Here is an 18,052-nt window from a genome sequence, read left to right on the forward strand (position 1 = left end):
GACGGGGACGTTGCCGTCAGCCTATCCGCACCGGAGACTTCGTTGCCCAGCTATGACGCCCTACGCGGGGCTATTCGGACGGGTCGGGGAGCACGCGCAGGTGGCCGCGCCGGCGTCCGGTCGGTTCGGGCCGTCGCACGGGCGGCGCCAGACACGCCCCACTCTGGGCGCCGCCGTGGGCCCCGCTGGTGGGATCGGAGAAACCTGGGACGACGGCGGAGGCGGGGGCTGCCGAGCCACGGCCTTCGCGTACCGCATCGGCGAGGGCGACGAGGTCGTCGTCGTCGGAGTGCGAGGGCAACGGCCCGGCGTGCCGGACCAGTTCCCACCCGCGCGGCGCGGTGATGCGACTGGCGTGGCCCACGCACAGATCCCACGAGTGCGGTTCGGACACGGTGGCCAGCGGGCCGACGACAGCGGTGGAGTCGGAGTAGACGAACGTCAGCGTCGCCACCGCATAGTGGGGGCACCCGGGCCGGCAGCAGCGACGGGGAACATTCACGACGGAAGGCTATCGCGGGAGAAACGCCGCGTGGTGCCGGACACGCGCAGCGGCGGACCCGCCGATAGCCAACCGTTACGATCGGTGACCGTGGCCGAGGGCAACCGCTGGAGATCGCGACGCGGTCGCGAGATGCGTGGCCCGCTCCTCCCGCCGACCGTGCCGGGGTGGCGCAGCCGTGCCGAGCGGTTCGACATGGCGGTGCTCGAAGCGTACGAATCGATCGAGCGGCGGTGGCAGGACCGGGTGTCCGGACTGGACGTCGCGGTGGATGAGATCCCGCGCATGGCGCCCAAGGATCCGGAGAATGTGCAATGGCCGCCGGAGGTGGTGGCCGACGGGCCGGTGGCGCTGGCCCGGCTGATACCGGCCGGCGTCGATGTCCGCGGCAACTCCACGCGGGCGCGAATCGTGTTGTTCAGGAAGCCGATCGAGCGCCGGGCCAAGGACTCCGACGAACTCGCCGAGCTGTTACGCGAGGTGCTGGTGGCTCAGGTGGCCACATATCTGGGAGTCGAGCCCTCCGTCATCGACCCGACGATCGACGACGATTGAGGCGCGGCCCCACAGGAGGAGTTCCGTAGGGGTCAGATGATGCCGCGTTTGAGGCGACGGCGCTCACGCTCGGAGAGCCCACCCCAGATTCCGAAACGCTCGTCGTGGGCCAGCGCGTAATCGAGGCACTCGTCGCGAACCTCGCAGCCCAGGCAGATCCGCTTGGCCTCACGGGTCGAGCCGCCCTTCTCGGGGAAGAACGCCTCGGGATCGGTCTGCGCGCACAGCGCGCGCTCCTGCCACAGGTCGTCGGCGTCGCCGGCCTCTGTGTCGATGGTTTCCGGAACCAGACTCAACTGAGGCCGCCCCATGGCCCCCATCGGTGCGGCTCCCGCGTCGGTGTGTGGTGCCCCGCCGACGGAGCCGAGTAGCCGGCTGTCGAACCGGACCACGCGATCGAATTCGCTTTGCTCAAAAGACATTTCCCGCCCCTCCTTACTCGGTGTCGTAGATCCACGTGGCCCCACTCGGTACCGTACGGCCAGCCTTATTCGAACAAGTGATCGAATCTCGGTCTGCGACACCGAAATCGGCTGGCCAACCGCGAAATGACACTGGTGTGATTACACACGCGTTGGCAGCTGGGGTCAAGCGCTGGAACAGGAATTCATATCACCTCGTGACAGTTCTGCGGCGCGTCGGAAACCTCGGCGTGTCCGATCCGTGACAGACCCGCCCCGGACGGCCCGTCAGGAGCGGTGCAACCCCCGCGCGGACGAGCGCCTAGTCTCGTTCGATGTGAAGGTGACGGTTCTGGTCGGCGGCGTCGGTGGGGCACGCTTCCTGCTCGGCGTGCAGCGACTGCTCGGGCTGGGGCAGTACGCCCCTGACGACCCGACTGATCATGAACTGACCGCGGTGGTCAACGTCGGTGACGACACGTGGATGTTCGGGGTACGGATCTGCCCTGACCTCGACACGTGCATGTACACCCTCGGCGGTGGAATCGATCCCGAGCGCGGCTGGGGCCATCGCGACGAAACCTGGCATGCCAAAGAGGAACTCGCCGCGTACGGCGTCCAGCCCGACTGGTTCGGCCTCGGCGACCGCGACCTGGCCACCCACCTGGTGCGCAGCCAGATGCTGCGGGCGGGATATCCGCTCTCCCAGGTCACCGAAGCGCTGTGCGCCCGGTGGGCGCCCGGCGCCCGGCTGCTACCTGCCAGCGACGACCGCAGCGAGACCCACGTCGTCATCACCGACCCGGACAGCGGTGAACGCCGCGCCATCCACTTCCAGGAGTGGTGGGTGCGATACCGCGCGAAAGTCCCCACCCACAGCTTCGCCTTTGTCGGCGCCGAGAAGGCCACCGCCGCCCCCGGTGTCACCGACGCCATCGCCGACGCCGATGTCGTGCTGCTGGCGCCGTCCAACCCGGTGGTCAGCATCGGCTCGATCCTGGCGATCCCGGGCATCCGCGGCGCCCTCCGGTCGACCCGGGCCAAGATCATCGGCTACTCCCCCATCGTGGCCGGAAAACCATTGCGCGGCATGGCGGATGAGTGTCTGTCCGTGATCGGGGTCCCATCGACCTCGGAAGCCGTCGGACGCCACTACGGCGCCCGCACCGGCACCGGCATCCTCGACGGTTGGCTGATCCACGAGGGCGACAGCGCGCAGATCGACGGCGTGGCGGTCGACGCGGTGCCGCTGCTGATGACGGATCCGGCCGCCACCGCGGAGATGGTCCGCGCCGGGGTCCGGATGGCCGGAGTCGCGCTGTGACCGAACACGCTCCGTCCGAACACGGTGCGGCCGCCGCGATCGAACTCCTTCCGGTGCCCGGGCTGCCGGAGTTCCGGCCCGGCGACGATCTGGCCGCCGCGCTGGCGGCCGCCACGCCGTGGCTGCGCGACGGTGACGTCGTCGTGGTCACCAGCAAGGTCGTGTCGAAGTGCGAGGGCCGCATCGTCACCGCACCGGAAGATCCCGACGAACGGGATGCGTTGCGGCGCAAGCTCGTCGATGACGAAGCCGTGCGCATACTGGCCCGCAAGGGACGCACGCTGATCACCGAGAACGCCATCGGCCTCATCCAGGCGGCCGCCGGAGTCGACGGATCCAACGTCGACACAGGCGAACTGGCGCTGCTGCCGGTCGACCCCGACGGCAGCGCCGCACGCCTGCGGACCGGTCTCGCCGAGCGACTCGGCGTCACCGTCGGAGTCGTGATCACCGACACCATGGGCCGCGCGTGGCGCAACGGTCAGATCGACGCGGCGATCGGCGCCGCCGGCGTGAGCGTGCTGCACGGATACGCCGGCGCCCGCGACGCGCACGGTAATGAACTGCTGGTCACCGAAGTCGCCGTCGCAGACGAGATCGCCGCGGCAGCCGACCTGGTCAAGGGTAAGCTCACCGGCATCCCGGTGGCCGTCGTGCGCGGATTGTCGTTGGCGGACAACGGATCCACTGCGCGCGACCTGCTGCGCCCCGGTGAGGACGACCTGTTCTGGCTGGGCACCGCCGAGGCGATGGAAGCCGGGCGCCGGCAGGCGCAGCTGCTGCGCCGCTCGGTGCGCCGGTTCAGCGCCGATCCCCTCGCGCCCGAGTTGATCGAGGACGCCGTCGCCGAAGCGCTCACCGCCCCCGCCCCGCACCACACCCGTCCGGTCCGCTTCGTCTGGGTGACCGATCGCACGGTCCGCACGCGCCTGCTCGACCGGATGGCGGACCGCTGGCGTGCCGACCTGAGCGCCGACGGCCTGACTGACGAGGCCGTCGAACGCCGGCTCGCCCGAGGCCAGATCCTTTATGACGCAACAGAGCTCGTGATCCCGTTCCTGGTACCCGACGGCGTCCACGACTATCCGGACGCCGCGCGGACCGAGGCCGAACACACCATGTTCACCGTGGCCGTCGGCGCTGCCGTCCAGGCGCTTCTCGTCGCGCTGGCGGTGCGTGGGGTGGGCAGCTGCTGGGTCGGTTCGACGATCTTCGCCGCCGACACGGTGCGGGCGGAACTCGACCTGCCCGCCGACTGGGAACCGTTGGGCGCGGTCGCGGTCGGCTACCCCGCCGACCCCGAGGGGCCGCGCGATCCGGCTGACACCCAGGGTCTGCTGGTACGCCGGTGAGCCTGCACTCCTCGGCGGTCGACCTCCTGACCGACTGGGTCGCACCGGACCCGGCACAGGACTCGCTGCGCCATGCCGTGCTCGCGTTCCTGGCCGCCCGCCCCGACGGGTGTCTGCGCGCGTGCGTGCCCGGCCACGTCACCGCCTCCGCCCTGGTACTCGACCACACCGGCAGCCGCGCCGTGCTGACCCTGCATCCGCGCTTCGGCCGCTGGCTGCAGGTGGGGGGACACTGCGAACCCGACGACGCCGACGTCGTCGCCGCCGCACTTCGCGAGGCGAGCGAGGAATCCGGCATCGACGGCCTGGTCATCGATCCCCGCCTCGCCGCCGTCCACGTGCATCCGGTGACGTGCTCGCTGGGCGTGCCGACCCGCCACCTCGACCTGCAGTTCCTGGTGCACGCCCCCGAAGGCGCGCAGATCGCCCGCTCGGACGAATCGCTCGATCTGAAGTGGTGGCCGCTGGACGCGCTGCCCGCGGACACCGACTTCGGGCTCACTCAACTCGCCGCGGCTGCTCGCCGGGGCTGAGCGCGCCTCAGACGTCGGTCGAGTACCGGATGCCGCCGTCCGGGATCTTCACCCCGGGCCACACACGCGCACCGCGCAGCAGTTCGCAGCGCGCGCCGATGTCAGCGCCGTCACCGATGACGGCGTCACGGATGAGCGCCCGCGGACCGATGCGCGCGCCGAACCCGATGATGGACCGCTCGATCACCGCGCCGGCACCGACATCCGCACCGTCGAAGATGACCGCACCGTCGAGGCGTGCCCCGGCCTTGATCTCCGCGCCGCGCCCCACCACGGTGCCGCCGATCAGCAACGCACCCGGCGCCACCGACGCACCGTCGTGCACGAGGTGCTCGCCGCGGCGGCCGGGCAGTGCCGGCGACGGCGCGATCCCGCGCACCAGGTCCGACGAGCCGCGGACGAAGTCCTCGGGGGTGCCCATGTCACGCCAGTAGGTCGCGTCGACGTAACCGCACACCCGCAGCCCCGCTGACAGCAGCCCGGGGAACACCTCACGCTCGACCGAGACCGGCCGGCCGCGCGGGATACGGTCGATCACCTCACGCTTGAAGACGTAGCAGCCGGCGTTGATCTGGTCGGTCGGCGGATCCTGCGTCTTCTCCAGGAACGCGGTCACCACGCCCCCGTCGTCGGTCGGCACACAGCCGAAGGCCCGCGGATCCCCGACGCGCACCAGGTGCAGCGTCACGTCGGCGTTGCGGCTCTCGTGGCTGTCGAGCAGCGCACGGAGATCGCAGCCCGAGAGCACGTCGCCGTTGAACACCATCGCGGTGTCGTAGCGCAGTTTGTCGGAGACGTTGGCGATGGCACCGCCGGTGCCCATCGGTTCGTCCTCGAAGACGTAGTCGATCTGCAGGCCCAGCTTGGATCCGTCGCCGAACTCGGCCTCGAAGACGTCCGCCTTGTACGCCGTCCCGAGCACGACGTGCTCGATTCCCGCTTCCGCGATGCGGGAGAGCAGGTGGGTCAGAAACGCCAGGCCGGCGGTCGGCAACATCGGTTTCGGCGCCGATAGCGTCAGGGGGCGCAGCCGTGTGCCCTGTCCGCCCACCAGCACAACGGCGTCCACCTCAGCCGGATTCACCATGTCCTACCCCCCTTTGGCCTGCATACGACGAGCCTTGCGCACCACCAACCCGGCGCGCACGGCCAGTGCACCCCTCATCGCGGCCCGCAGTGGCGCCTGCCACGGGTGCGGATAGCGATCAGACAAGAAAGTGTAGGTGCTGCGGTGGTGCGCGGCCAGGTTGCGGGCGGGGTCGCGACCCGTCGAATGCCCCTTGTCGTGCAGGATCTCCGCCGACGGCACGTACACGTTGAGCCACCCGGCATTGCCGAGCCGATCACCGAGGTCAACGTCCTCCATGTACATGAAGTAGCGCTCGTCGAAACCACCGATCTGCGTGAACGCCGACCGGCGCAGCAGCAGGCAACTGCCCGACAGCCAGCCGACGGGGCGTTCGCTGGGCTCCGCGCGGTCCTGGCGGTAGGCCGCGGTCCATGGGTTCGACCGCCAGAACGGACCCACCACGGCGTGCATCCCGCCGCGGATCAGGCTGGGCAGGTGCCGCGCCGACGGATACACCGAACCGTCGGGATCGCGGATCAGCGGGCCCAGTGCACCGGCCCGCGGCCATCGCGCGGCGGCCTCCAACAGCAGGTCGATCGAACGCGGACCCCACTGGACGTCGGGGTTCGCGACGATGAGGAACTCCGGGTCGACGGTGTCCTTGTCGGGGTCTTGGGCGATCGCGGCGACCGCACGATTGACCGCGGTGCCGTAACCGAGGTTGCCACCGGTGCGGAGCAGCGTGGCGTCCGGATAGCGATCCACCGCCTGCTCCGGGGCGCCGTCGGTGGACCCGTTGTCCGCCATGACGACCGAGACCGGACGATCGGTGGCGTGGGCCAGCGTGGCCAGGAACCGGTCGAGGTGCGGCCCCGGTGAATACGTCACCGTGACGACGACCAACCCGTCACTCACCTGGCGACCACCGATTCACGCACACGGCGTAGAGGGTAGCGGCACGTCCCGCCCCCGCTGAATCGCCGCGACCAGCGCATCGCGCCACGGGCGCAGGGCGGTCAGGCCGCGTTCGGCCGAACCGGTGCCCGACAGCGCCGAGTACACCGGCCTGCGGGCGGGGCGCGGAAACCGGTCGCTGCCGACCGGACGCACCCGCTCCGGATCCGCGCCGAGCGTTTCGAAGACCGCGCGGGCCTGGTCGAACCGGCTGGCCTCTCCGCTGTTGGCGGCGTGCAGCACCGGACCGCGCACTCCGCCGTCGGCGATCTCGAGCAGCGCCCCGACGAGGTCGTGCGCGCTGGTCGGCGAACCGGTCTGATCGGCCACCACGTCGACGGTCTCGCCGCCGAGGGCCTTGCGGCGCATCGCGGCGACGAAGTCACCGCCGTCCGCGCCCTCGTACACCCACGCGGTGCGCACGACATACGCGTCCGGGAGCGCATCGAGCACCGCCTGTTCACCGGCGAGCTTGCTGCGTCCGTAGACGCTCAGCGGCGCGGGCACGTCGTCGATCTCGTAGGGGTGCGGTGGCGCCCCGCCGAAGTCGCCGCTGAAGACGTAGTCGGTGGAGATGTGGATCAGGCCGGCACCGGCCCGCGCGCAGACGGTCGCCAGATTGCCCGGTCCGACGGCGTTGACCGCATGCGCTCGCCCGGGGTCGGCCTCGGCGGCGTCCACGTCGGTGACGGCTGCGCAGTTGACGACCACGTCGCCGCCCGACACGTGACGCGCGACAGCGGAGAGGTCGGTGATGTCACAGTCGGCGGAGGAGAGCGCCAGCACATCGCGCTGCTGTCGGCCAGCCTGAGCAGCGAGGATGCGCCCCACCATGCCGCCGGCGCCGGTGATCACGAGTCGTTGCGGCATGCCTGTGAGTTTGACACGCGTGCTGGCGCGCCGACGATCGCTACCCCGTCTGCGCTGTCCTCGCCAGTAGCCTGGGCGGATGCCCGCTCGAGTCCTTCGCGCCGTCGCCGTGACGGTGACCCTTGCCGTCGTGCTCGGGACCGGAGTGGCCTGGAGCCGGATCCGGTCCTTTGAAGAAGGCATCAACCACATCAGCTCCCCGGCGCTCGGCGAAGGCGGCGAGGACGGCGCGATCGACATTCTCCTTGTGGGTTCCGACAGCCGTACCGACGCGCACGGCAACCCGCTGTCCCAAGAAGAACTGGCCACCCTGCGCGCCGGGGACGACGTGTCGACGAACACCGACACGATCATCTTGATCCGTGTGCCGAACAACGGGCAGTCGGCGACCGCGATCTCCATTCCGCGCGACTCCTACGTCCAAGCACCGGACCTGGGCAAGATGAAGATCAACGGTGTCTACGGGTCGGTGCACCTCGATAGGCTCAAGGAGCTCGTCGAGGAACAGGGCGTGGACCCGGCCGAGGCCGAACCGCTCGCGGTGGAGGACGGCCGCGAGGCGCTGATCAAGACGGTCGCGAACCTGACCGGCGTGACCGTGGACCACTACGCCGAGATCGGACTGTTGGGCTTCGCGCTGATCACCGACGCACTCGGCGGTGTCGACGTCTGCCTCAAAGAGCCTGTGTACGAACCGCTTTCGGGCGCCGACTTCCCCGCCGGCTGGCAGAAGCTCGACGGTCCGCAGGCGCTGAGCTTCGTGCGGCAGCGGCACAACCTGCCACGCGGCGACCTCGACCGGGTCACCCGCCAGCAGGCGGTGATGGCGTCGCTGGCCCACGAGGTGATCTCCGGCAAGACGCTGTCGAGTCCGGCGACACTGGGCCGCCTGGAGGCGGCCGTGCAGCGTTCGGTGGTCCTGTCGGACGGCTGGGACATCATGGATTTCGTCGACCAACTGCAGAAGCTCGCCGCCGGCAACGTGGCGTTCTCGACCATCCCGGTGGTGCGCGAGGACGGCTGGAGCGACGACGGTATGCAGAGCGTCGTGCGCGTCGAACCCGCCGCGGTCCAGGAGTGGGTGACGGGTCTGCTCGACGAACAGGACGAGGGCAAGACCGAGGAACTGGCGTACACGCCCGACAAGACCACCGTCGAGGTCGTCAACGCCACCGACGTCAACGGGCTGGCCGCGTCGGTGTCGGCGGTCCTGGCCCAGAAGGGGTTCACCCCCGGCCCGACCGGCAACTACGACAGCGGGCCCGTCGACTCGAGCCAGGTGCAGGCGGCGAAGGCCGACGACCTCGGGGCACAGGCGATTTCGCGAGATCTGGGCGGGCTCACCGTCGTCGAGGACGGCTCCGTGGCGCCGGGCACGGTGCGCGTGGTGCTCTCTGACGACTACACCGGACCCGGCTCGGGCCTCGACGGCACCGACCCGACGATGCTGACCGCCGACCCGGCCGCGGCGGGCGTCACGGATCCCTCGGCACCCCCGCCGCCACCGCAGATCATCACCGCCGGGTCCGACGATCCGGAGTGTGTGAGCTGACCGTCACCGCCGCCCTGCTCGGTCCTCTGCTCGACTCCGACCCCGCCGGGCCCAGCATCACCTACTACGACGACGCCACCGGAGAACGGATCGAGCTGTCCGCGGTCACGCTGGCCAATTGGGCGGCCAAGACCGGCAATCTCCTACGAGACGAACTCGGGGCAGGCCCCGGGAGCAGGGTCGCGGTGCTGTTGCCCGCGCACTGGCAGACCGCGGCGGTGTTGTTCGGGCTGTGGTGGATCGGGGCCGAAGCGCTCGTGGGCGGCGGAGCCGACAGCGACGGGGCCGACAGCGACGGGGCCGACAGCGACGGGGCCGACAGCGACAGGGCCGATATCGCGCTGTGTACCGCGCAGCGGATCGACGAGGCGGACGCCGCGGTGGGTACCGGCGAGATCGCGGTGCTGTCGCTCGACCCGTTCGGTAAGCCGGTCGCCGATCTGCCCGTCGGGCTCACCGACTACGCGACCGCGGTCCGCGTGCACGGCGACCAGATCGTCCCCGAACGCGGGCCCGGGCCGGCGCTCAACGGACGCTCGGTCGACGAGGTGGTCGCCGCGGCTGCGCGGGCCGCCACCGCGGCGGGCCTGCAGCCCAAGGACCGGGTGCTGTCCACCGCGGGCTGGGCGACGGCCGACGACGTGACCACCCACCTGCTCGCGGTCTACGCCGTCGGCGGTTCGTTGGTGCAGGTCGCGCATCCGGATCCGGCCGTACTCGAGCGGCGACGGACCATGGAGAAGGTCACCCGAACGCTGGAATGAGCCAGTACCGCGAGCAACAGCAACGGGCCGAAAGTTCACAGCCTTTTCCTAACCTGGTGAAACAGGATAGCCCCAGCTGAGTGGTAACTTCGACTGCGACACGGCGCGCGATGGCGCGGACGCCGTGAGAGCAGAGGTATTCGATGCACGGACCGGTCACCGCAGTGGTCACGATGGTGGCCCTCGGGCTCTGGCATCTGCACAACCGCCGTCACCCCGGCTGGCAGGTCAGCGCCGACGGCAGGTTCTTCGTCCTCTCCGGGTACCCCACCCTCGTGATCGCCATGTACTGGCTCACCGGCGCTCCGAGCAACACCGCCTGGGAGTGGGCGCTCGGCAACGCGTGGACCGTCGTGTCGATGGTGTCGTTCGTCTACGGGTTCAACGCGCTCAACGCGGTGCCGAGGTACCAGCAGTCGGTCTCTCGAGTGATCGAATCCATCCCCCGGCCGACCCAGACATCCCGGTCCCGGATCCACAAGATCTGACCGCCGCACGCCCGCATCGAAGACGAGCGGGTCGGTCAGAACCAGAACTCGGCAGGCAACTGGTCGGTCCGGCCGAGCATCCAGGAGATCGCCGCGGCGGACCGGTCCGCCGCGTGGCCGTCACCGAACGGATTGCCCTTCGACACCATTGCCGCACGCTCGCGGGGATCGTCGAGCAGACGGCACGCGTGGTCCAGCACTGCATCGCGATCGGTGCCGACGAGCACCGCACACCCGGCGTCGACGGCCTCCATCCGCTCGGTGACCTCCCGCAGGACGATCACCGGTACACCGAAGCTGGGCGCCTCCTCCTGGATACCGCCGGAGTCCGACAGCACGAGGGTGGACGCCGCGAGCGTCGCGACGAGGACCGGATAGGCCAGCGGTTCGGTCACCAGCACGCGCGGGTGTCCGGCGAGAGCGGCACGAACCTGTTGCGCCACGGCGGGATTCGGATGCGCGGGCAGCACCACCTCGACGTCCGAATACTTGTCGAGCAGCAGTGCGACGGCGTTGAGCACGCGGTCGAGCGGCTCACCCCATGACTCCCGCCGGTGGGCTGTCACCAGGAGCAGCCTGCTGCGGCCCGCGCGCGCCCGCTCGACGAATTCGGCCACCCGGGGATCGGTGACCCGTCCGCCGCGCGCGGCGATGTCGAGCACCGCGTCGATCACCGTGTTGCCGGTGACGACGATGTCGCTCGCCCGGGTGCCCTCCCGCTCGAGATTCGCGCGCGCGTCCGCGGTGGGCGCCAGGTGCAGTCGGCTGATCTGACCGACCAGCCTGCGGTTGCCCTCCTCCGGGAACGGCGCCGTCAGATCGTGTGACCGCAATCCCGCTTCCACATGCGCGATCGGCAGCTTCGCCCAGAACGCGACCATCGCCGCGGCCAGCACCGTCGTGGTATCGCCCTGGACCACAACGGCTTCGGGAGTCCGCTGCGCCCAGTGCCGTTCGAGCTGCATCGACAACGCGGCCATGAGTTCGGCCTGACTGCCGCTGCCGCGGTCGATGCTCAGCGTCACGTCCGGTTCGAGCCCGAACGCGCCGAGGGCCTGATGAACCATCGTCGGATGTTGCCCGCTGGCGACGAACACCGGCGTCATGCCGTGCGCTCGCAGGGCAGGCACCAGTGGCGCCAGCTTGATGGCCTCGGGACGGGTTCCTGCTACCAGGTGGACTTCGGTCACGTCGCCCACTATGCCTGATCCAGTGAAGTGTTGTAAATTCGCTTAGCAAAGTGCAGGCTGTTGCTTGCAGCCATTAGATCCGACAACCCGAAACGGCAGGAAACCACGGTGTTTGCGACCCTTTTGCTGGTGTTGTCAACTGTTTCGTACGCTACCGGGTTGTTTCTGCAAAGTATAGCCGCTCGCCGTAACCGCATCAGCAACACGATTAACCTGGGCGTGGTGGCACGCCTGGTCACTGACAGGTGCTACGCAGCGGGACTGGCGGCCCAAGTGGCCGGCTTCCTGCTCGCCTTCTACGCCCGGGAAACGCTGCCGGTGTACCTCGTGGCGGCCGCCGCCTGCGCTGCGGTCGGCGTCGCCGCGGTCATGGGCGCGGCCGTGCTGGGCTGGCGGGTCACCCGCGCGGAAGGCGTCGTGCTGGCGGTGCTTACCATCGCGTTGGTCCTGCTCGCCGGCGCCGCGGAACCGTCGCGGGTCACCACGGTGCCCCCGACGACGGGCTGGGTGCTCGCCGCGTTACTCGGCGCGTGTGTCGCCCTCGCGCCGATGGCCTGGCGTGCGCGCGGCGCGGTGCCCCTGGCGGGCCTGGCCGGCGCCGCGTTCGCGGTGCTCGCGGTGGCCAGTCGCCCACTGCCCTCCCTCGAGTGGACGGCCCTGCCGCTCAACCCGCTCGCCTGGCTGACGCTGGCGTCCGCCGCCGTCGGTCAGGTCTTCCTGGCCGCGGCACTGCAACGCGGATCGACGACATCGGCCGGCTCCGCGATGGACGCCGTGACCATGGTCGTCGCGTCCGCGGCCGGTATCGCGCTGGTCGGTGACCAGATCGCCGACGGCCGAACGGCTTGGCTGATCGCCGGCCTGATCCTCATCGTCGGCGGCGTGCTGGCCATGGCGCGCGTCGGCACGGTCGTCGCCGAGCAGGGCCGGCCCTCCGACACCGAATCGTCCGCACAACCGATCACACAGGGAAACGCCCGATGACCAATGCACTCCCCGTCGCCAGCGTGTCGTTCGACCTCGACAACGTCTGGTCGTTCCTCAAGACCCACGGCGATCCCGACTGGGCGACCCGACCAAGCTATCTATCCGCGGCGACACCGCGGATCGTCGACTTTCTCGGCGAATCCGGTTTGCAGTCCACGGTTTTCGTGATCGGCGCCGACGCGGACCGCGACGACGGTGCCGAGGCGGTGCGCGCGTTCGCCGCCGCAGGACACGAGATCGGCAATCATTCCTACGAACACGAACCGTGGCTGCAGCGGTACAGCGAGGACCAGCTCGCAGCGGAGATCGACCGCACCCACGCGGCGATAGTCGCCGCCGGCGCACCGGCGCCGACCGGGTTCCGCGGGCCCGGCTACAGCACCAGCGCGACGCTGGAGCGGCTGCTCGTCGAACGCGGTTACACCTACGACGCCAGCACCTTCCCGACCTGGATCGGCCCGCTGGCGCGCGCACACCATTTCCGCACCGCCGACCTGACCGCCGCGCAGCGTGAGGAACGCGCGAACCTGTTCGGCGGGGCGAGCCAGGCGTTGCTCCCCCTGCGGCCCCACCGGTCCGCGAGCGGGCTCGCCGAACTGCCGGTCACCACGATGCCGCTGTTGCGGATCCCGATCCACGGGTCCTATCTGCTGCAGCTGTACTCGATCTCGCCGAGGGTGGCGCGGATGTTCTTCGGCACCGCCGTCCGGCTGTGCCGGGTGCGCGGCGTCGGCATGACGATGCTGCTGCACCCCACCGATCTGCTCGACCGGCGCGACGCACCGGCACTGGACTTCTTCCCCGGAATGGCCGTACCGGCACGGGAGAAGTACGCGTTCATGCAGTGGGTGATGGCGACCATGCAGCGCCACTTCACCGTCCTCGGGACGCGCGACCACATCGTGCACGCCCTCGACACGGAGAGCCCCTATGCGTCCGTGGCGTGACGGCAGACGACCCCGGCAGATGTCCGTCGGGTCGGTCCTGGCCGTGCTCGTGACCGCAACGCTGGTGACCGCGCTGGCGGTCATCGGCGTCCAGGCGGCCCACAGCGCGCCACCGGACGAAACCGACTCGCTGCAGGCACAATTCGACCAGCTTCGGCCAGGGGACACCATCCGTCTCGACCGGCGCACCTACTTCCACCAGGGCGTCATCCGGATCACGGTGCCCGGCATCCGGGTCGACGGCAACGGGGCGACACTGGCCGCGACGGAAGCGGCGACATCAGCAGTGCAGATCACCGCCCCGGACGTGTCCTTCGCCGGCGTGACGCTGACCGCGCCCACCGACGGCCCCCGCCACACCGGCCTGGAGCAACACAAACTCGTCGTGGCTGGTGACGGAGTCTCGCTCACCGACGTCACCGTCGACGGGTCGGCCGCCGCGGGGGTGTTCGTCGCCGGCGCCAACGGCTTCCACCTCAGCCGCGTGACCGTTCGCGACACGCTCGCCGACGGCATCCACATGACCGACGGCGCCACCAACGGCACGGTCGACCACCCGAGAACCGAACGCACCGGCGACGACGGCGTGGCCGTCGTCTCCTACGGCACCGACAAACCATGCTCGGGCATCGCCATCACCGCACCGGTCGTCGAGGGAACCAGGTGGGGCCGGGGCATCTCCGTCGTCGGAGGCCGCGACGTCTCCGTCCGCGACATCACCGTGTCGCGCACCAGCGGCGCGGGGGTGTACATCGCGTCCGAGGGGGATCCCTACTTCACCGACTCCGTTGCCGGAGTGCGCGTCGCGGGCGGCACGATCACCGGGGCGAACACCGACCCCGCTGTGGTACACGGCGCGGTGCTGGTGTATTCGGGCCACGCCGGGCAGTCGGTCAGCGGGGTGTCGATCTCCGATCTGACGATCACCGCGACCACGCCGACTGCCCAGCGCAACGTCGCCGTCGTGGCACAGCCCGGGACCGTCGACGCCATCGCGTTCTCCCGTATCCAGTTGCGCGACACAGAACTTCGCCCCCTGCTGGTCGACGCACCCGGCACAGCAGTCCAGACCACCGACTTCACCGTCAATGGCAAACCGGTCGACGTCCGTTGACCGGCAGACTCGCAAGGAGCACCGTGACCACCTCTTGCACCGTCGTGCACGTCACCGAGTCGTTCGCCAGCGGTACCGCCGCGGCGATCCGCGACTTCGCACGCAACTACCCGTCCGCCGAACACCACCTCGTCTACGCGCGACGCACGGAGGCCGCGGTCAGCACAACGGAATTCGCCGGCTTCACCGCGACCGCGGAGCTCCCCGAGGGACACGCCGCACGGCTCGGGTTCATCCGCCGCTACGTCAACGGACTGGCCGGGCCGGTCGTGATCCACGCCCACTCCAGTAAGGGCGGCGTCTACGCGCGCCTGGCCGTTCGCCGGTCCGCCCGCCGCCCGATCGTCTACTCGCCGCACTGCTACGCCTTCGAACGCCGTGATGTCGGGCCGGCGGTCCGAGCGGCGTTCCGCACCGTCGAATGGCTGCTCTCGTTCAACACCAGCGCCTACGGCGCCTGCTCACCCCGCGAGGCGCGGCTGTCCCACTGGCCGCTCACCCGGCCCCGCGTCGTGACGGTGCCCAACGTCGCGGGGCCGTGCACGGTCCCGACCAACGGTGACCGGACGTCGGCAACCGGGTTGCGGGTGGTCGGCAACGGCAGGCTGGGCGCCCAGAAGGACCCGGTGTTCTTCGCCGACGCGGTCACCCACGCCAGGCGGGCGCATCCTGATCTACAGGCGGTCTGGATCGGTGACGGTGATGCGGAACACGCCGGCTACCTTGCCGATCGGCGCATCGAGGTGACGGGGTGGATGCCCCGGTCGCAGGCACTCGCCGAACTCGCCCGCGGCGACGTCTACCTGCACACTGCCCTGTGGGAAGGACTTCCGATCTCGATACTGGAGGCCAATGCGGCCGGCCTCCCGGTCGTCGCGCGGACCCGGCCATACCTGCACGGGCAGCGCCTGCCGTTGACCTTCGGACGACCCGACGAGTTCGCCGGCGTCCTCTCGGCGCTGAGTACCGCACATGAACGGGCGGCCGCGCGCGACGCCACCCGGGTGGCGCTGGCCGACAACTGTGACGGCACCCAGCAGGTGGCGCTCAAGGAGCTCTACGGCCCGTACGCCGGAGGCCGCTGATGGATCCGGTGCACGTCAACGGCAAGTGGTTGGCTCAACCGCTGACCGGCACACAGCGCTACGCCGCCGAGATGGTGCGCTGCCTGGTCGACGCCGACGCGGTGGACCTGGTGCTCCATGTGCCCAAGGGCGCTGACGTTCCGTCGTGGGCTTCGGCGCCGCGTGTGGAGATCCGTCAGGCGCCGCTGGGCGGAGTGCTGTTCGAGCAGCTGTACCTGCCGCTGGTGACGGCGGGCCGGATGCTACTCAACTTCGCCGGTCCCGCACCGCTTCTCAAACGCCGCCAACTGGTGACCATGCACGATGCGACACCGTTCCGCTACCCGCACACGTTCCGCCGGGCCTTCGTCGCGTTCTATTTCGTCATGTACGTCCTGTTGGCCCGCACGGCCCGCCGGCTCGTCACCGTCTCCGAGTTCAGCGCTGACGAGTTGGCCGCCGTGCTGCGGATCGACCGGCGTCGGTTCCTGGTGATCCCCTGCGCCGCCGACGGTTTGGCGCAGATCACCCCGGTGCGTCCCGATCTGGACGTCGACGGCGGACAGTACCTGGTGGTCGGCACCCTCGCCAAGCACAAGAATCTCGCCGGCGCGGTATCGGCACTCACGGCGTCGGGACGGCACGTGGTGGTGGTCGGAGCGGCCGGAGGGGACCAGGTCTTCTCCGCGGCCACGGATCTCAGTGCCACCGCGACGGTGGCCGGCCGGCTCACCGACGCCGAACTCGTCTGGCTGTACCGGAACTCGCGGGCGCTCGTATTCCCCTCGAAGTACGAGGGGTTCGGGCTGCCCGTACTGGAAGCGCAGACGCTGGGCTGCCCGGTGATCAGTTCGTCGGCCGCCTCGCTGCCGGAGGTCGGTGGTCGCGGCGCCCTCTACTTCGACCCCGACAGCGGCAGCGATCTCCTCGCCCGGGTCTGCGAACTCGAGAGCGACGACGCGCTGGTGGCAGAGCTGAGAGAGCGGGGCCACGTCAACGCGGCGCGGTACTCGTGGCAGCGCTCGGCGGCGACGGTGTTGACGCGGGCGCTCGGTGTCCCGGGCGCTCAGCTCAGCGCGGCGACCGGTTCGTGACGTTCGCGGGGCGCACGGTGTGACCGGCTCCATTCGCGTTCGGCACGGGTGACCAACAGCGCGACCACGCCCAGCGCCACCCACGACGCCAACGATCGCCCCTGCGTCCAGTGCATGTAGCGCGGTAGTTCGATCAGGCCGACGAAGAACAGCGGGTACATCAGCAGGCCGACCGGCGAGCCCTCACGGAAGGCCCGGTACAACAAACCCGCGATCACCCCGGCGATCAGGAAGAAGACCAACCCGCCCGCGGTGCCGTAATCGAGGAACGGGATCGAGAATCCGGTGGCGTTGTTGAATTCCGGGTTGCCGTAGTGGCTGAGCATCGCGACGTAGTCGGCATCGGTCACCACGCTGTTGCGCCCCGGAAAATTGCCGGCCAGCTGGTCGTACAACTGGAGCTGACGCACCCCGGGTGCATCCCAGAGGAATTCCAGCGTGGTCAGCGGCTCTCTGCCCGCCACGTTGAGGTGGTTGAGTTCCAGGTAGCCGTTGTTCACGGCGGTGGCGTAGTAGCCGGCGGCACGCTCGAAGGAGAACTGCCAGAAACTGCGACCGCTCCCCCTGAAGAACTCCCAGCTGCGGAAGTATTCGAAGATCGAGAAGACGACGACCACTGCGGGCACCGCGACCAGGGGGACGAGCCGCACCATCGACCGCAGACGAGGTGTCTCGGCGGCCCGGTAGCAGGCCACGATCGCGATCGGCACGACGAGTTCGAGGATGGCCAGGCGTTCGGAGAAGATGAAGGCACGCGGAACGGACATCCCGACAACGGCGACGACCTTGAGCAGTTCGGATCGCGAATTCTGTTGCGCGAGAACGAGGCTGGAGATCACGACCGCCGCGATGCCGAACTGCGTCATCGTCGTCACGCCGGGGATGGTCCCCACCACGGTCTTGATGGGGGCGGCATCGGAGTAACCCGAGGCGCCGGCGAGATCCGACCAGCCGATGCCCGCCCGGGCCATGAGGAATCCGAAACCCAGATAACCGAGGACCGTCAGGCCCACCAGCACCGAACTGGCCCGGCACAGCAGCGCTACCGCCCCCGGGTTGAGGTTCGGCCACCGTTGCGCGGGCACGTGGACGGGCCGTAGCGCCCCGACCGCGCTGGCGCCGAGGGCGAGGGTGAGCGCCCCGCAGAACATGAGAAGCAGCACATGGCCGGTCACCGACTTCGGGGTGTTCCACAGTGCGCGGAAGCGTTCGTCACTGACCGCGGCGGTGAGCAGCAGCGACATGGTCGCGACCATCAGGATCACCGGGGTGGGCCCCATCCACCAGACCCT

The 18,052-nt window shown here is 69.8% G+C and carries 19 protein-coding genes; 12 read left to right on the forward strand and 7 right to left on the reverse strand.

The genetic code is table 11. The features are described 5' to 3' along the window. Positions 1–70: 70 nt before the first annotated feature. Positions 71–502, reverse strand: coding sequence for a DUF3499 domain-containing protein (locus I7X18_RS21145; RefSeq protein ID WP_193045948.1), 432 nt, complete (start codon positions 500–502; stop codon positions 71–73). Positions 503–634: 132 nt separating this feature from the next. Here I7X18_RS21145 and I7X18_RS21150 point away from each other — a divergent pair, with 132 nt between their 5' ends. Then, positions 635–1,057, forward strand: a complete 423-nt coding sequence (locus I7X18_RS21150; RefSeq protein ID WP_193046438.1) for a metallopeptidase family protein — start codon at positions 635–637, stop codon at positions 1,055–1,057. A gap of 32 nt (positions 1,058–1,089) precedes the next feature. Here I7X18_RS21150 and I7X18_RS21155 read toward each other — a convergent pair whose 3' ends face one another. Next, positions 1,090–1,368 (reverse strand): WhiB family transcriptional regulator, encoded by a 279-nt coding sequence (locus I7X18_RS21155; RefSeq protein ID WP_193046439.1) that lies wholly within the window; start codon positions 1,366–1,368, stop codon positions 1,090–1,092. A 427-nt stretch (positions 1,369–1,795) separates the two neighbouring features. On the opposite strand from I7X18_RS21155, the gene cofD reads away from it, so the two are divergent. The 3 genes from cofD to I7X18_RS21170 are packed head-to-tail and all read left to right on the forward strand — an operon-like array spanning position 1,796 to position 4,667. Then, positions 1,796–2,782, forward strand: coding sequence for a 2-phospho-L-lactate transferase (cofD, locus tag I7X18_RS21160; protein WP_193045949.1), 987 nt, complete (start codon positions 1,796–1,798; stop codon positions 2,780–2,782). Further along, positions 2,779–4,134 carry a coenzyme F420-0:L-glutamate ligase gene (locus tag I7X18_RS21165; RefSeq protein ID WP_193045950.1) on the forward strand — a complete coding sequence of 452 codons (1,356 nt, stop codon included), beginning with the start codon at positions 2,779–2,781 and terminating at the stop codon, positions 4,132–4,134. Before cofD ends, I7X18_RS21165 begins: the two co-directional genes overlap by 4 nt. Next, entirely contained in the window at positions 4,131–4,667 is a 537-nt protein-coding gene (locus I7X18_RS21170) for an NUDIX hydrolase (RefSeq protein WP_193045951.1), read from the forward strand. The genes I7X18_RS21165 and I7X18_RS21170 overlap by 4 nt, the downstream gene beginning before the upstream one ends. Positions 4,668–4,674: 7 nt before the next feature. Here I7X18_RS21170 and manB read toward each other — a convergent pair whose 3' ends face one another. Genes manB through rfbD form a run of 3 tightly spaced genes read right to left on the reverse strand, consistent with a single transcriptional unit; the run spans position 4,675 to position 7,560 of the window. Beyond that, the gene (manB, locus tag I7X18_RS21175; RefSeq protein WP_193045952.1) at positions 4,675–5,754 is read right to left on the reverse strand and encodes a mannose-1-phosphate guanylyltransferase ManB; all 1,080 of its coding nucleotides are present in this window, start codon (positions 5,752–5,754) and stop codon (positions 4,675–4,677) included. 3 nt (positions 5,755–5,757) lie between these two features. Then, complete coding sequence (locus I7X18_RS21180; protein WP_193045953.1) at positions 5,758–6,651, reverse strand: glycosyltransferase family 2 protein; 894 nt, start codon at positions 6,649–6,651, stop codon at positions 5,758–5,760. 15 nt (positions 6,652–6,666) lie between these two features. Further along, positions 6,667–7,560 carry a dTDP-4-dehydrorhamnose reductase gene (rfbD, locus tag I7X18_RS21185; protein WP_193045954.1) on the reverse strand — a complete coding sequence of 298 codons (894 nt, stop codon included), beginning with the start codon at positions 7,558–7,560 and terminating at the stop codon, positions 6,667–6,669. 79 nt (positions 7,561–7,639) lie between these two features. Here rfbD and I7X18_RS21190 point away from each other — a divergent pair, with 79 nt between their 5' ends. The 3 genes from I7X18_RS21190 to I7X18_RS21200 all read left to right on the forward strand — a co-directional run bounded on the left by I7X18_RS21190 (position 7,640) and on the right by I7X18_RS21200 (position 10,364). After that, complete coding sequence (locus tag I7X18_RS21190; protein ID WP_193045955.1) at positions 7,640–9,112, forward strand: LCP family protein; 1,473 nt, start codon at positions 7,640–7,642, stop codon at positions 9,110–9,112. Continuing rightward, entirely contained in the window at positions 9,100–9,876 is a 777-nt protein-coding gene (locus I7X18_RS21195) for a TIGR03089 family protein (RefSeq protein WP_193045956.1), read from the forward strand. Before I7X18_RS21190 ends, I7X18_RS21195 begins: the two co-directional genes overlap by 13 nt. A 143-nt stretch (positions 9,877–10,019) precedes the next feature. Then, positions 10,020–10,364, forward strand: a complete 345-nt coding sequence (locus tag I7X18_RS21200; RefSeq protein WP_193045957.1) for a hypothetical protein — start codon at positions 10,020–10,022, stop codon at positions 10,362–10,364. Between the two features lie 35 nt (positions 10,365–10,399). Here the strand turns inward: I7X18_RS21200 and wecB are convergent, their stop codons facing one another. After that, positions 10,400–11,554 carry a non-hydrolyzing UDP-N-acetylglucosamine 2-epimerase gene (wecB, locus tag I7X18_RS21205; RefSeq protein WP_232375295.1) on the reverse strand — a complete coding sequence of 385 codons (1,155 nt, stop codon included), beginning with the start codon at positions 11,552–11,554 and terminating at the stop codon, positions 10,400–10,402. A gap of 222 nt (positions 11,555–11,776) precedes the next feature. Between wecB and I7X18_RS21210 the strand changes: the two genes are divergently transcribed. The 5 genes from I7X18_RS21210 to I7X18_RS21230 are packed head-to-tail and all read left to right on the forward strand — an operon-like array spanning position 11,777 to position 16,760. After that, positions 11,777–12,538 carry a hypothetical protein gene (locus tag I7X18_RS21210; RefSeq protein ID WP_232375296.1) on the forward strand — a complete coding sequence of 254 codons (762 nt, stop codon included), beginning with the start codon at positions 11,777–11,779 and terminating at the stop codon, positions 12,536–12,538. Continuing rightward, entirely contained in the window at positions 12,535–13,488 is a 954-nt protein-coding gene (locus tag I7X18_RS21215) for a polysaccharide deacetylase family protein (RefSeq protein WP_193045959.1), read from the forward strand. Before I7X18_RS21210 ends, I7X18_RS21215 begins: the two co-directional genes overlap by 4 nt. Continuing rightward, positions 13,472–14,602: a right-handed parallel beta-helix repeat-containing protein gene (locus tag I7X18_RS21220; protein WP_193045960.1), complete on the forward strand. Its 1,131-nt coding sequence runs from the start codon at positions 13,472–13,474 to the stop codon at positions 14,600–14,602. Before I7X18_RS21215 ends, I7X18_RS21220 begins: the two co-directional genes overlap by 17 nt. Before the next feature lie 23 nt (positions 14,603–14,625). After that, positions 14,626–15,687 carry a glycosyltransferase gene (locus I7X18_RS21225; RefSeq protein ID WP_193045961.1) on the forward strand — a complete coding sequence of 354 codons (1,062 nt, stop codon included), beginning with the start codon at positions 14,626–14,628 and terminating at the stop codon, positions 15,685–15,687. Next, positions 15,687–16,760 (forward strand): glycosyltransferase family 4 protein, encoded by a 1,074-nt coding sequence (locus tag I7X18_RS21230; protein WP_226863505.1) that lies wholly within the window; start codon positions 15,687–15,689, stop codon positions 16,758–16,760. The genes I7X18_RS21225 and I7X18_RS21230 overlap by 1 nt, the downstream gene beginning before the upstream one ends. On the opposite strand, the gene I7X18_RS21235 is transcribed toward I7X18_RS21230, so the two are convergent. Then, positions 16,733–18,040 (reverse strand): O-antigen polymerase, encoded by a 1,308-nt coding sequence (locus I7X18_RS21235; protein ID WP_226863506.1) that lies wholly within the window; start codon positions 18,038–18,040, stop codon positions 16,733–16,735. The genes I7X18_RS21230 and I7X18_RS21235 overlap by 28 nt on opposite strands. Positions 18,041–18,052 lie beyond the last annotated feature (12 nt).

The organism is Mycolicibacterium baixiangningiae (genome assembly GCF_016313185.1).
Taxonomy (GTDB): domain Bacteria; phylum Actinomycetota; class Actinomycetes; order Mycobacteriales; family Mycobacteriaceae; genus Mycobacterium; species Mycobacterium baixiangningiae.

What these genes read in the sequence shown, in the direction of transcription:
- I7X18_RS21150 (WP_193046438.1), top strand. Translation starts at nt 635, where the DNA reads ATGCGTGGCCCGCTCCTCCCGCCGACCGTGCCGGGGTGGCGCAGCCGT.
- I7X18_RS21155 (WP_193046439.1), bottom strand. Translation starts at nt 1,368, where the DNA reads ATGGGGCGGCCTCAGTTGAGTCTGGTTCCGGAAACCATCGACACAGAG.
- manB (WP_193045952.1), bottom strand. Translation starts at nt 5,754, where the DNA reads ATGGTGAATCCGGCTGAGGTGGACGCCGTTGTGCTGGTGGGCGGACAG.
- rfbD (WP_193045954.1), bottom strand. Translation starts at nt 7,560, where the DNA reads ATGCCGCAACGACTCGTGATCACCGGCGCCGGCGGCATGGTGGGGCGC.
- I7X18_RS21190 (WP_193045955.1), top strand. Translation starts at nt 7,640, where the DNA reads ATGCCCGCTCGAGTCCTTCGCGCCGTCGCCGTGACGGTGACCCTTGCC.
- I7X18_RS21200 (WP_193045957.1), top strand. Translation starts at nt 10,020, where the DNA reads ATGCACGGACCGGTCACCGCAGTGGTCACGATGGTGGCCCTCGGGCTC.
- I7X18_RS21215 (WP_193045959.1), top strand. Translation starts at nt 12,535, where the DNA reads ATGACCAATGCACTCCCCGTCGCCAGCGTGTCGTTCGACCTCGACAAC.
- I7X18_RS21220 (WP_193045960.1), top strand. Translation starts at nt 13,472, where the DNA reads ATGCGTCCGTGGCGTGACGGCAGACGACCCCGGCAGATGTCCGTCGGG.
- I7X18_RS21230 (WP_226863505.1), top strand. Translation starts at nt 15,687, where the DNA reads ATGGATCCGGTGCACGTCAACGGCAAGTGGTTGGCTCAACCGCTGACC.
- I7X18_RS21235 (WP_226863506.1), bottom strand. Translation starts at nt 18,040, where the DNA reads ATGGGGCCCACCCCGGTGATCCTGATGGTCGCGACCATGTCGCTGCTG.